This window comes from Eubacterium sp. SB2, assembly GCF_001244405.1.
GTDB classification, from domain to species: Bacteria; Bacillota; Clostridia; order Lachnospirales; family Lachnospiraceae; genus Faecalicatena; species Faecalicatena contortus_B.
Genome location: NZ_LN865153.1, coordinates 1,727,035 through 1,739,646 on the forward strand (window position 1 = coordinate 1,727,035; position 12,612 = coordinate 1,739,646).

Below are 12,612 nucleotides of genomic sequence, written 5' to 3' on the forward strand. Positions count from 1 at the left end.
CGCATGGAATTATCAAAGAGACTGCAGGCAGTCGCCGCTCTGGTGACTGCCGGATATATTACAGCGGATATAGGCACGGATCACGCCTATATTCCGATCTATTTGGTGGAACACGGATTGATCCCCTCGGCCTTTGCGATGGATATCAACGAAGGGCCGCTTAGCCGTGCAAGAGAACACGTGGAAGAGAATGGTCTGTCAGACCGGATCGAGCTGCGGCTGTCAGACGGCCTGTGTGCCCTTCAACCGGGAGAAGCCGAGACAGCAGTACTTGCGGGGATGGGCGGCGGCCTGATGATCCGGATTCTGAAGAACAGTCCGGATGTTACCGCAGGCATGAAGGAGTTTATCCTGCAGCCACAGTCGGAAATAGCAAGAGTCAGAGCCTTTCTTTTAGAGGAAGGTTTTTTGTTTATCCGGGAAGATATGGTATTTGAGGATGGAAAGTTCTATCCTATGATGAAGGTGAGAACCTCCGGGGAGCGTAACTCTCACTCTGAACGCTGGAGTGATGTGGAGATCCGATACGGAAAATACCTGCTGGAGAGACGCCATCCCGTGTTGAAGGCATTTCTCGAACGCGAGATGTCTCTGAAGTCAGAGATACTCAAAGGCCTGGAGGGGCAGAGCGGTGAAAAGGCTCTGCGGCGATTCGGTGAATTAAAAGAAGAAATGGTATATGTGAGAAAGGGGCTGGATTACTATGCTGTGTAAAGAAATCATGACGATAATAGAGGCGGCTTACCCAAAGTCGGCAGCACTGGATTTTGACAATGTGGGCTTGCTGGCCGGACGCTTTGAAAAGGATGTAAACTGCGTTTATCTTGCCCTGGATGCCACCGATCAGGTCGTTGAGCAGGCGAAGGAAGCGGGCGCTGATATGCTGATTACCCATCACCCGCTGATTTTTTCGCCTTTAAAACGTGTCACGGACGGGGATTTCATCGGTAAGAGGATCGTAAGTCTCATACAGTCTGACATTTCTTACTATGCAATGCATACAAATTATGATGTTCTGGGAATGGCGGACCTGTCAGGAAGGATTCTGGAACTGGAAGACGCACAGGTACTGGATATCACTTCAGAAGCGGACGGTGTGCCGGAAGGCATCGGCAGGGTCGGCACTTTGAAAAATACCATGAGACTTGAGGAATGCTGTGCTTTTGTAAAGAATAAACTGGAATTAGGCTCGGTGAAGGTATTTGGAGATCTGGATAAAAAAGTCGGCAGGCTGGCGGTCTCTCCGGGATCAGGAAAAACCGCGGTCATGCCCGCCATACAGGCGGGGGCAGATGTGCTGGTTACCGGCGACATCGGCCATCACGAGGGCCTGGATGCAGTGGAACAGGGGCTTGCAGTTATCGATGCGGGCCATTACGGGACGGAATACATTTTTATAGAAGATATGAAACAATTTCTTCAGACCAGGCTGCCCTCCCTGAAGGTGGTAACAGCACCCATTATCCATCCGTTCCAGGTGCTGTAAAAGAACATTTCATCATCGTTAACGACCGGATACGCCGGTATATCATAACCGGAGGCAATGGAATAAGAGGCAGGAAACTGCGGAAAGGAATGCTATGGAATCAACAACTTGTACAGTACGCATCGGAGAAGAGACGAAGGAATACGCGGCGGGAACGACTTATCAGGAGATTGCACAGGAATATCAGGCCAGATACAGACATCAGATTGTGCTTGTCTTTATCAATCAGTTCCATCTCCAGGAACTGGATAAAAAACTGGAGCCGGACTGCCGGGAGATTGAATTTATCACAACGGGAGATCCTATCGGATACGAGACTTACAAGAGAAGTCTGTGCTTTATGCTTGTCAAAGCGGTACACGACGTCGGAGGCCATGACAAAGTGGAACGGGTCAGGATTCATTTTTCCATGAGCAAGGGATATTACTGTACGGTAGAAGGGGATGTGGAGCTCAACCAGGAATTCCTGGATCAAGTGGATGCGCGCATGAAGGAACTCACTGCAGAGAAAATCCGGATCGAGAAGCGTTCCGTCCATACCACAAAAGCTGTCGAGCTTTTTCGGAAACACGGGATGTTTGATAAAGAGAGGCTGTTCGAATACAGGAGAGTATCCAAGGTCAACATTTACAGCATGAACGAGTTCGAAGATTACTATTACGGATATATGGTGCCGGATGCAGGGTATCTGAAGTATTATGCACTCTACCTGTACGATGAAGGCTTTATTATACAAATGCCTACGCTGGAATCGCCTGAGACTGTAGAACCATTCTCACCCAGGCCAAAGCTGTTTCAGGTATTAAAAAGATCGGTTCTGTGGGGCGATATGCAGGGCATTGATACGGTCGGAGCCCTGAATGATATGGTCACGCAGCATGATATGAGCGAGGTTGTGCTGGTGCAGGAGGCGTACCAGGAGCGTCAGATCGGGGAGATCGCAAAGCAGATAGCCGACAGGCCGGAGGCCAAGTTTGTCCTGATAGCAGGGCCTTCCTCCTCCGGAAAGACAACATTTTCGCACCGGCTTTCCATCCAGCTCCGCGTCAACGGGCTGCACCCGCACCCAATTGCCGTTGATAACTATTTTGTTGACCGTGAGCGCACACCAAGAGATGAAAACGGCGAATACAACTTCGAATGTCTGGAAGCCATCGATGTAGACCAGTTCAACGAAGACATGCAGGCCCTTCTGTCAGGCAGGGAGGTATATCTGCCCACCTTTAATTTTAAGACAGGAAAGAAAGAATACGGCAGCATTCCCAAGAAACTGAACACGCAGGATATCCTGGTTATCGAAGGGATACACTGCCTGAACCCTAAGCTGACAGAATCACTAAACAATGACAACAAATTCAAGATATACATCAGCGCCCTGACCCAGCTGAACATTGACGAGCACAACCGGATCCCGTCCACCGACGGGCGTCTCATACGGCGCATCGTAAGAGATGCCAGAACAAGGGGCAACTCCGCCAAAAACACCATCGCCAGATGGCCGTCGGTAAGGAAAGGAGAGGAGGAGAACATCTTCCCGTATCAGGAAGAAGCAGACGTGATGTTCAATTCGTCCCTTTTATATGAACTGGCCGTCCTAAAACAGTATGTGGAACCCCTGCTGTTCGGAATGGGAAAAGACTGCCCCGAATACGTAGAGGCAAAAAGGCTCCTGAAATTCTTTGATTACTTTGTGGGGATTGGGAGTGAGTCCGTGCCCACAAACTCCTTGCTTAGAGAATTCATCGGAGGGGGCTGTTTCAATGTGTAGATTTTTTGTAAGCGGGAATTTTTGGCTAGGGGGGACGCCTGTCTGAGGAGGGAGTTCAGCCGGGAGGCGGGGGACTTTGCATGTGCTTTCTGAAAGCTGTCCGTTTGCCTGCAACCCCTAAATAAAAACCATGCCGGATGGAAAGGCACCGGCGGCATTCACCCCGCAATTCTGATGAATTGCGCGGCTCAGGCCGCCTTAAAATCTGCTTTTGTGAAGCAGATTTTAGCCTTTCCATCCGGCATGGTTTTTATTAAGGGGTTACACGGCGCTCTCTATGCTTCTCAGAAAGCACATGCAAAGTCCCCCGCCTCCCGGCTGAACTCCCTCCTCAGACAGGCTGACGCATCCTGGCGGAAATAATGCCGCTTATATGGAGGAATCTGACGGGAGAGGCGGATGGAGCTGGGGAACCGGCGCCTGCTTGTGACAAATCAACACAGCGCAGGCACAATGTGACACCCGGGCTTTACCATACGCTGCTCTCGTCCATTTACTCCCGTGCAAGCCGTCCTACCGACCGGGTGCGACTAGCTGAGCGAAAGGGGCTGGGGGCGGGGCTTCCTATGCTGTTTTTGGAACCCTCATAGCGCGCTTAGAATCCGTTACAGGGAAAATGAGGGAAATGAAGGGCAGGATTTGATTTACCAAATCAAATCCTGTAGCCGCCTGCGGTGTGAAATCATCAGATTTCACGCCAAATGCGGCTAGTACCTTCATTTCCCTCATTTTCCCTGTTACGGATTCTTAGCAAGCGGCCGGGCTCCAAAAACAGCATAGGAAGCCCCGCCCCCAGTTCCTTTCGCTCAGCGTCCCCCTACTCCGACTTCACCTCCCGCCAAAGTTGGTTATAAATGGCATCATTTTCATCCCCCAGGAATTGGAAGGTTTCGCAGTTTTTGAGATCCTCCGGATCAGGAAATGCTATTTTGCTGTTCCGCATCCAGTCTTCCTCGATGAGTTTGCGTCCCTCGGTGTTCGGGATGGAGTAGGTGATGTAGTCGAAATTCATTTTGGCTATCTCGGGCAGGCAGAGATAGTTTATGAATTTCTCGGCGTTTTCTTTGTGTTTTGCGTTTTTCGGGATGACCCAGGAGTCGATCCAGAGGTTAGAGCCTTCTTTTGGGATGACATATTCCAGATCCGGATTTTCTACCTGGGTGTAAAGCGCCTCGCCGGAATAGATGACGCCTATGGCGGCTTCGTTTCCGATCATTTTGTCGCGGACCTGGTCTACTACGTATGCCTGTACCAGCGGTTTCTGCTCGATGAGAAGCTTTTTGGCGGCCTCCAGTTCGTCCAGGTCCGTGGAGTTCAGGGAGTAGCCAAGGTATTTGAGTGTGACACCGAAAGCGTCACGGACGCTGTCCTGCATGAGAATGCTGTCTTTGTATTTTTCATCCCAGAGGACGCTCCAGCTGTCTATGGGTTCGTCCACCATGGTTTTGTTGTATAAGATTCCGACCGTGCCGAAGAGATAGGGGACGGAATATTTGTTCTCAGGATCAAACTGGCGGGACTGGGTCATGTAGGTGCTGTCAATGTATTTTATGTTGGGCACATTATCAAAGTTGATTTCTGAGAGCAGGTCGTTTTCAATCATGCGCTGCACCATATAATCCGAGGGACAGACCACGTCATAGGCGATAGCGCCTGACTGGATCTTAGGGAACATAATCTCGTTTGTCTCGTATTCTTCATAGACCACATCAATCCCGGTTTCTTCTTCAAACATGGTAATTACCTCGGGATCCAGGTATTCGCCCCAGTTATAGACGATCACCTGATTGCCTCCGGAAGCGCTGTTTTGGGAGCCGTAGAAAAATCCGCCTGCTATGATGACGATCACCATGGCCGTAGGCAGTACTTTACGGAATATAAGGCGGGATACTTTGTGTTTTTTCTGGATTCTGAGCCGCTTTTCGCCTGCAGCCTCCTTTCTATCGGGGGTTACATTTACAAGGAACAAAAGAACCAGGACTGTCACGAACATGATGGTGGACAGCGCGTACATCTCGGGCTTAATGCCTTTTCTGACTTCACTGTAAATCTTCGTGGAAAGGGTATCCACCCCGGGGCCCTTGGTAAAATGTGTGATTACAAAGTCATCCAGCGACATGGTAAAGGCCAGCAGGAAACCGGAAAATACGCCCGGCATAATATCCGGAAAAACGACTTTGAAAAAAGCATATATCGGGGAAGCCCCCAGGTCCAGCGCAGCCTCATAGGTGTGTTTGCTGGTCTGCTTGAGCTTGGGCATGACGCTAAGGATCACATAGGGAATATTGAAGGTTATGTGGGCCAGTAAAATGGTTTTGAACCCCAGTGAGAAGCGGAATGCGATAAATAAAAGCATCAGAGAGATGCCGGTTACGATATCGGCATTCAGCATGGGTATATTCGTGACTCCCATGAAAAAGGTGCGGAATTTCGGCTTCATGGCTTGAATCCCAATCGCCGCGGCGGTTCCGATGATAGTTGCGATCAGAGCTGATACAAGGGCGATGATAAGCGTTGTGTACAGCGCATTCATAATATCCCGGTTCTGGAAAAGGGCCGTATACCATTTTCCTGTAAATCCTCCCCATTTGGAACGGGTTTTGGAACTGTTAAAGGACAGCACCATCAGGGTTACGATAGGAGAGTAGAGCAGGATAAAAATTAAAATTAAGTAAAAGCGTTTTGCAGCGTTTTTTATCAAAATGCGGTCCCCTCCCCATTCTTATCGTATTTGGCGATCAGCGCCATGCTGGCAATAATAAAAATCATCAAAACAAGAGAAAGCCCGGAACCTACGTGCCAGTTGCTTCCCTGTTTGAATTCCTGTTCGATTACATTTCCTATTAACAGGATCTTGCTTCCGCCCAGCAGATCCGAGATGACAAAGGTCGTCAGCGAAGGAACAAACACCATAGTGATCCCGCTGATGATGCCCGGAACGCTTAAGGGAAGTATGATTTTTGAAAATGTCTGGATACCGTTTGCTCCCAGATCCCGTGCGGCAAAAATAACATCTTTGTCTATCTTGGCAAGGACATTGTAAATGGGCAGTACCATGAACGGCAGAAAGTTGTATACCATGCCCAGCACGATGGCATAGGGCGTGTTAATCAGTGTCTGCGCCGGAAGATGAAAGAATCCCAGAATGCTGTTGATGATTCCGTTCTTTTCCAGCAGATTCTGCCACGCCAGTGTGCGCAGAAGAAAATTCATCCACATGGGCAGGATGAATATCAGAACAATGAAGCTGGTCTGATTTACATTTTTTTCCGAAAGAATCATAGCCAGAGGGTATGCGAGAACCAGGCAGAGCAGTGTGCTTATGAAGGAAAGCAGCAGCGCCAGGCCAAGAGCCTTTAGGTTCTCAGGCGTTGTAATCTGTGCCAGATTCAGTAAGGTAAATCCTCCCTCTTTATCCGTTAGTCCGTAATACACGATCATGAGAAGAGGGATGATGATAAAAGATGCCGCCCAGAATAAATAGGGGCCGCTCAATAATTTTCTACTCTTCAATTCCTACCGCCTCCGCATCTTCAGACTCCGGTTTTTTCATGATCTGTATGTCAAATGGGTCTACTCTGATTCCCACTTCGGTTCCAACCGGGAACATATCCGTGCTGTGTACCAGAAGTTCATAGTTATTTGCAAGGACTTCCATCTCATAATGGACACCTTTGAAGATCAGGTGGGTGACTACGCCCTCGATAATTCCGTCCTCCGGTTTTACCAGGTCGATATCTTCCGGCCGGATCACCGCGTCCACGGGCTTGTTCCTTCCGAAGCCTACATCCACGCACTGCCAGATGGATCCGAGCATCTTTACCACCTTATCCTCCACCATGGTGGCCGGAAGGATGTTGCTGTCCCCAATAAAATCTGCGACAAACGCGTTCTGAGGCTCATTATAGATGTCCTCGGGCGTACCGATCTGCTGGATGTAACCCTGGTTCATGACAACAATCGTGTCAGACATGGTCAGGGCTTCCTCCTGGTCATGTGTTACGTAGACAAACGTGATCCCAAGCTCATTTTTTAAACGGATCAGCTCATACTGCATATCCTGGCGCAGCTTCAGATCCAGGGCGCCCAGCGGCTCATCCAGAAGCAGTACCTTTGGTTCGTTAACGATTGCCCGGGCGATGGCGATGCGCTGCTGCTGGCCTCCGCTCAGAGAGTCGGGGCTTCTGTCCTCGTATCCCTCGAGATTAACCAGCTTCAGTGCATAACGGATCTTATCCTGGATATAACCTTTTGATTTGCCTTTGATTTTCAGGCCAAAGGCGATATTTTCTGCGATAGACATATGGGAGAAAAGGGCATATTTCTGGAAAACAGTGTTCAGCTGCCGACGGTTGGGCGGCAGCTTATTAATGTTCTTTCCATCGAAGATGATATCCCCGGAATCCGGCGTCTCAAAACCGCCGAGAATCCGCAGGAGAGTAGTCTTTCCACAGCCGCTTGGGCCCAGAAGCGTTAGAAATTCGTTTTCACGAATATAGAGATCCAGCTGATCCAGAACTACATTCTCATCAAATGATTTTGTGATGTTTACAATATCAATCAGTTTATTGGACATTCTTTTCCTCCGTATAATAAGCTTTCACTTTATCCAGGCGGCTTCCCATGTTCTCGAGAAGCAAATCCGCCAATGTAAGGGCGGTCATGGACTCAATGACAACAACGGCTCTGGGGACGATGATGGGATCATGGCGTCCATGGATGGATATGGATGTCTCTTCCCCATCCTCCGTCACGGTCTGCTGTGCCTGGGAAATAGAAGGCGTTGGCTTAACCGCTGTGCGGACGATCAGTGTGGATCCGTCGCTCATCCCTCCAAGCACGCCGCCTGAATGATTCGTCTTTTTATATATTCTCCCGTTTTCGGAAGCAAATGCATCATTATTGATACTTCCTGTCAAAGATGCAGCCTGAATTCCGTCCCCGATCTCCACAGCCTTCACCGCGCCTACGGACATAACCGCCTTTGCAAGGCACGCATCCAGTTTGTCGAATACCGTTTCCCCGAGTCCAACGGGCAGCCCGGTTACCCGGCATTCGATCGTGCCGCCGCAGGAATCCTGACCCGCGATCAGAGTATCCAGATGTTGGGCGGCTTTGGCAGCGGCCTCGTTGTTTGGCATATAGAGGCTGTTTTCTGTGATTTCCGAAAAATGATAATCTTCTTCCGGGATGTGAACCGGGCCGATCGATTTTGCGTAGGAAATGAGCCCGATTCCAAGCTCTTTTAATAATAAGGAAGCAACTGCACCGGCAGCGACACGCCCGATGGTCTCTCTGCCCGATGACCTGCCGCCTCCGCGGTAGTCGCGTATGCCATATTTTTGCGTAAAAGTATAGTCCGCATGCCCAGGACGGAAGGTGTACGCCAGATTCCCATAATCCCGGGAGCGCTGGTCCTGATTGCGGACGATGAGAGAAATTGGTGTGCCAGTTGTTCTGCCTTCGAAGATACCGGACAGAATCTCTACCTGATCCGCCTCGTTTCTCTTTGTTGTATATTTACTCTGCCCGGGCTTACGCCGGTCCAGAAATGTCTGTATATCTGCTTCGCTTAAAGGGAGCCCTGCGGGGCAGCCGTCGATTACAGCGCCTACAGCGGCGCCATGGGATTCCCCCCAGGTTGTTACCCGAAATAATCTGCCAAATGTTGAACCACTCATGGAAATACTCCTTTCTTTTTGCACATAGACTTATTATATAAGAAGATATATAATCGTGCAATCCTTAATTTATCTTTAAATTCATACTTTTTTACTGTACATTTTCCCTGTTTCGTAATATAATGTGGACTAGATATTGATTAAAAAAGAGGGAGTAATACTAGATGAGCGATAGGAATAAGACAAATTCAGACAGCATTCACCCAGAAGATAAAGAAAAAGAAGAGAAATACTACCAGGATCAGATCGATGAAACAGCCGAGGATTATTTTCTGGACGATGAGATAGATGAAGATGATGAGGACTACTTCTTCGATGAAGAAGAGGAGGAAGAGGAACCGCAAGAAGAGTCTGCCCGCACTGATACCGGCAGGGGGCAGGCGGAGCAGCCCCGGGATATAGCCAGAACCCAGGTGATTCCTGATGTGATCGAGGTCCGTTCCTCCACACAGAAGGATGCGGCATACGATACAGACAGCGGCAGGTATTATGATGATGACTACGAGGAAGACGATGATTTTGAGGCGGAAGATGAGGAGATAGAGTTCGAAGACATCTTCGAGGAGGAAGAGCCAAAGAAAAAAAATAAGAAGTCTGGGAAAAAGAAAGGCAGAAAAAAGAAGAGTATGAAAAAGCTCTGGATAATTACAGGCAGCGTTGTGGCTGCTGTAGCGGCGGTCTATATCGGTGTCTCCGTATTCTTTATGAGCCATTTCTTTATGAACACCGAGATTAACGGGCATGATTTTTCAGGAAAGACCCCTGCGGATGTAGAGGCATACATGAAAGAACAGGTCGATGGCTATCAGCTGGAAGTCAAAGAAAAGGACAATAAGTCCGACACGATTGCCGGAAGCGAGATCTCATTAACCTACAAGGAAAATGATGATATTAAGCAGGCGTTGAAAAAGCAGAATGGTTTCCTCTGGCCGGCGGCGTTCTTTTCAAAGAATTCGGCCAAAGTGACGGTTGAGGTTTCCTATGATCAGTCTGCACTGGATTCTAAGATACAGAGCCTTCAGGCAGTGACTGCCGAACAGGTTCCTGCGCAGTCCGCGTATCCAAAGTTTGACGGAGAGAAGTTTGTCATAGAACCGGAAGTGATCGGCACCGCAGTAAATATGGACGTGCTGAAGGAAAAGGTGCACCAGTATATTTCCGAGTTTCAGACGGAACTGGATATGGAAAAAGAAAAATGTTATGCAGAGCCAAGATTCACCTCAGAGTCCGAGGAAGTAAAAAAGGCATGCGATACCATGAATAACTACTGTAAGGCAAGTATTACATATACAATGACCGAGCGGGAAGTTGTTGATAAGACACTGATATCCACATGGGTTACCGCCGATGAGAATATGAACGTAACTTTTAACGAAGAAGCGGTCAAATCCTGGCTGACAGAGTTTGGTGACAAATACGATACAGTGGGGACGACCAGGACAATCGTTACTCCAACCGGAAAGAGCGCGGAAGTATCCGGAGGCACTTATGGCTGGTCCATTGATGAGGATACCGAATTCGAAGCGCTGACCAACAGCATCAAGAATGGGGAAACGGTAGAAAAAGAACCGGCATACTATCAGACAGCAGCTGCACATGCGCCTGCGGACTGGGGGAACACCTATGCGGAAGTGGATTTGTCTGCCCAGCATATGTGGTATATTGTAGACGGCGCCGTTGCGCTTGAGACGGATGTAGTTACAGGTTATCCTTCGCCGGAGAAGGAAACCCCTGCGGGAGTCTATAATATTCTGGAGATCCAGCGGAACAAGACACTGGTCGGTGAGATTGACCCGAGTACAGGAGAACCGGAATACGAGACGCCGGTCAGCTTCTGGATGCGTGTGACCTGGAGCGGAATTGGGTTCCACGATGCTACATGGCAGCCGGGATTCGGGGGCTCGCTGTATACAAGCATTGGTTCCCATGGATGTATAAACATGCCATACGGCCAGGCTGAGGCTTTATTCAATATGATCGGTATGGGCACACCTGTGATCATACATTATTAAGTGCTTGAAAAATTATATAACAGATGAGGTTACTATGTACGAATTATTAAAACGGGACGGTCTTGCTAAGCGGGGCCGTTTTCATACGGTTCACGGAGCGATAGAGACTCCGGTATTTATGAATGTGGGCACCGCGGCAGCCATTAAGGGCGCCGTTTCCACAGATGATCTTCAGACAATTAAGACACAGGTGGAGCTTTCCAATACGTATCATCTTCATGTACGCCCAGGTGATGAAGTTGTTAAGAAGCTGGGCGGGCTTCACAGATTTATGAATTGGGACAAGCCGATTCTGACGGACTCCGGCGGGTTCCAGGTATTTTCCCTTGCAGATCTGCGTAAGATCAGGGAAGAAGGCGTTCATTTTCATTCCCATATAGATGGAAGAAAGATTTTTATGGGGCCGGAAGAAAGCATGCAGATCCAATCAAACCTGGCTTCTACAATTGCAATGGCATTTGACGAATGTCCCTCCAGTGTGGCAGACAGAGAGTATATGACGGATTCCGTTGCAAGAACGACCCGCTGGCTGCGGCGGTGCAAGACGGAGATGGCACGCCTGAATTCCCTGCCCGATACGATCAATCCGCAGCAGATGCTGTTCGGCATCAACCAGGGCGGCATCTATGAGGACATCCGGATTGAGCATGCTAAACAGATCACAGAACTCGACCTGGACGGATATGCAGTGGGAGGCCTTGCGGTAGGGGAAAGCCATGAAGACATGTACCGTATTCTGGATGCCGTTGTACCTTACCTTCCGCTGGAAAAGCCGACTTATCTGATGGGCGTGGGTACGCCGGCCAACATACTCGAGGGCGTAGACCGGGGGGTGGATTTCTTTGACTGTGTTTATCCGACAAGGAACGGAAGACACGGACATGTCTACACAAACCACGGAAAACTAAACCTGTTTAATGCAAAATTTGAACTGGACGACAGTCCCATTGAGGAAGGATGCCAGTGCCCCGCCTGCAGAAGCTACAGCAGAGCCTATATCCGCCATCTCCTCAAGGCAAAAGAAATGCTGGGCATGCGCCTGTGCGTCCTGCACAACCTCTATTTCTATAACACGATGATGGAAGAAATCAGGGCAGCCATTGAAGCCGGCGAGTATAAAGCGTATAAGAAAAAGAAGCTGGATGGAATGGAAGGTATGAAAGAGGCATAAAAATTTAGAGAAATTCCAAAAGATACTTGAAGATTTGTCCAATTTTGTGTATAGTTAACTTATTGTTTGTAGAGATAGTAATTAGGAGGATTTAAAATGAATGGATTATTAGCGGCAGGCGGAGCAACAGGGATGGGTGGTATTATCCTGATCTATGTTGTTATTATTGGTGGTATGTGGTTTTTGCTTATGCGCCCTCAGAAGAAAGAGCAGAAGAGAGTACAGGCAATGCTTTCCACAATGGAAGTAGGCGATACCGCTTTGACAACAAGCGGTTTTTATGGGGTAATTATTGATATCACAGATGACGATGTAATCGTAGAATTTGGGAACAATAAAAACTGCAGGATACCAATGCAGAAAGCGGCAATTGCTCAGATCGAGAAGCCTAGTGCTGAATAGGCGGGGGCTCGCGATGGGGGACGCCCGTCAGGGAACACATGGTGATTCCCGGGGCAGGCCGTTTGCGAAGAAACACTAACAGCGAAAAAGCA

Annotated in this window: 10 protein-coding genes; 6 read left to right on the top strand and 4 right to left on the bottom strand. The window is 48.9% G+C overall.

The features are described from left to right. The first annotated feature begins 3 nt into the window (after nucleotides 1-3). The 3 genes from BN1938_RS20100 (at nucleotide 4) to BN1938_RS20110 (ending at nucleotide 3,254) form a co-directional block, all read left to right on the top strand. Nucleotides 4-714, top strand: coding sequence for a tRNA (adenine(22)-N(1))-methyltransferase (locus BN1938_RS20100; protein WP_050642222.1), 711 nt, complete (start codon nucleotides 4-6; stop codon nucleotides 712-714). Then, nucleotides 704-1,486, top strand: coding sequence for a Nif3-like dinuclear metal center hexameric protein (locus BN1938_RS20105; protein WP_050642223.1), 783 nt, complete (start codon nucleotides 704-706; stop codon nucleotides 1,484-1,486). The genes BN1938_RS20100 and BN1938_RS20105 overlap by 11 nt, the downstream gene beginning before the upstream one ends. A 94-nt stretch (nucleotides 1,487-1,580) precedes the next feature. Beyond that, nucleotides 1,581-3,254 (top strand): nucleoside kinase, encoded by a 1,674-nt coding sequence (locus tag BN1938_RS20110; RefSeq protein WP_050642224.1) that lies wholly within the window; start codon nucleotides 1,581-1,583, stop codon nucleotides 3,252-3,254. Nucleotides 3,255-4,071: 817 nt separating this feature from the next. Here the strand turns inward: BN1938_RS20110 and BN1938_RS20115 are convergent. From BN1938_RS20115 to aroC, 4 genes are read right to left on the bottom strand one after another with little or no spacing between them, the layout of a single operon-like run. Next, nucleotides 4,072-5,955: an extracellular solute-binding protein gene (locus tag BN1938_RS20115; protein WP_050642225.1), complete on the bottom strand. Its 1,884-nt coding sequence runs from the start codon at nucleotides 5,953-5,955 to the stop codon at nucleotides 4,072-4,074. After that, nucleotides 5,952-6,767 carry an ABC transporter permease gene (locus BN1938_RS20120; RefSeq protein WP_050642226.1) on the bottom strand — a complete coding sequence of 272 codons (816 nt, stop codon included), beginning with the start codon at nucleotides 6,765-6,767 and terminating at the stop codon, nucleotides 5,952-5,954. Before BN1938_RS20120 ends, BN1938_RS20115 begins: the two co-directional genes overlap by 4 nt. After that, entirely contained in the window at nucleotides 6,757-7,830 is a 1,074-nt protein-coding gene (locus BN1938_RS20125) for an ABC transporter ATP-binding protein (RefSeq protein WP_050642227.1), read from the bottom strand. Before BN1938_RS20125 ends, BN1938_RS20120 begins: the two co-directional genes overlap by 11 nt. Next, the gene (gene aroC / locus BN1938_RS20130) at nucleotides 7,820-8,935 is read right to left on the bottom strand and encodes a chorismate synthase (protein WP_050642228.1); all 1,116 of its coding nucleotides are present in this window, start codon (nucleotides 8,933-8,935) and stop codon (nucleotides 7,820-7,822) included. The genes BN1938_RS20125 and aroC overlap by 11 nt, the downstream gene beginning before the upstream one ends. Nucleotides 8,936-9,099: 164 nt before the next feature. On the opposite strand from aroC, the gene BN1938_RS20135 reads away from it, so the two are divergent. The 3 genes from BN1938_RS20135 (at nucleotide 9,100) to yajC (ending at nucleotide 12,520) form a co-directional block, all read left to right on the top strand. Further along, nucleotides 9,100-10,947: a L,D-transpeptidase family protein gene (locus tag BN1938_RS20135; protein WP_330581595.1), complete on the top strand. Its 1,848-nt coding sequence runs from the start codon at nucleotides 9,100-9,102 to the stop codon at nucleotides 10,945-10,947. 34 nt (nucleotides 10,948-10,981) lie between these two features. Then, nucleotides 10,982-12,118, top strand: coding sequence for a tRNA guanosine(34) transglycosylase Tgt (gene tgt / locus BN1938_RS20140; protein ID WP_050642229.1), 1,137 nt, complete (start codon nucleotides 10,982-10,984; stop codon nucleotides 12,116-12,118). A gap of 132 nt (nucleotides 12,119-12,250) precedes the next feature. Continuing rightward, nucleotides 12,251-12,520: a preprotein translocase subunit YajC gene (gene yajC / locus BN1938_RS20145; RefSeq protein ID WP_009004147.1), complete on the top strand. Its 270-nt coding sequence runs from the start codon at nucleotides 12,251-12,253 to the stop codon at nucleotides 12,518-12,520. Nucleotides 12,521-12,612: the final 92 nt, after the last annotated feature.

Bases quoted from the DNA above. Each gene is read 5' to 3' on its own strand.
- yajC (WP_009004147.1), top strand. From the start codon at position 12,251: ATGGGTGGTATTATCCTGATCTATGTTGTTATTATTGGTGGTATGTGG.
- BN1938_RS20110 (WP_050642224.1), top strand. From the start codon at position 1,581: ATGGAATCAACAACTTGTACAGTACGCATCGGAGAAGAGACGAAGGAA.
- BN1938_RS20135 (WP_330581595.1), top strand. From the start codon at position 9,100: ATGAGCGATAGGAATAAGACAAATTCAGACAGCATTCACCCAGAAGAT.
- BN1938_RS20125 (WP_050642227.1), bottom strand. From the start codon at position 7,830: ATGTCCAATAAACTGATTGATATTGTAAACATCACAAAATCATTTGAT.
- BN1938_RS20105 (WP_050642223.1), top strand. From the start codon at position 704: ATGCTGTGTAAAGAAATCATGACGATAATAGAGGCGGCTTACCCAAAG.
- BN1938_RS20100 (WP_050642222.1), top strand. From the start codon at position 4: ATGGAATTATCAAAGAGACTGCAGGCAGTCGCCGCTCTGGTGACTGCC.
- tgt (WP_050642229.1), top strand. From the start codon at position 10,982: ATGTACGAATTATTAAAACGGGACGGTCTTGCTAAGCGGGGCCGTTTT.
- aroC (WP_050642228.1), bottom strand. From the start codon at position 8,935: ATGAGTGGTTCAACATTTGGCAGATTATTTCGGGTAACAACCTGGGGG.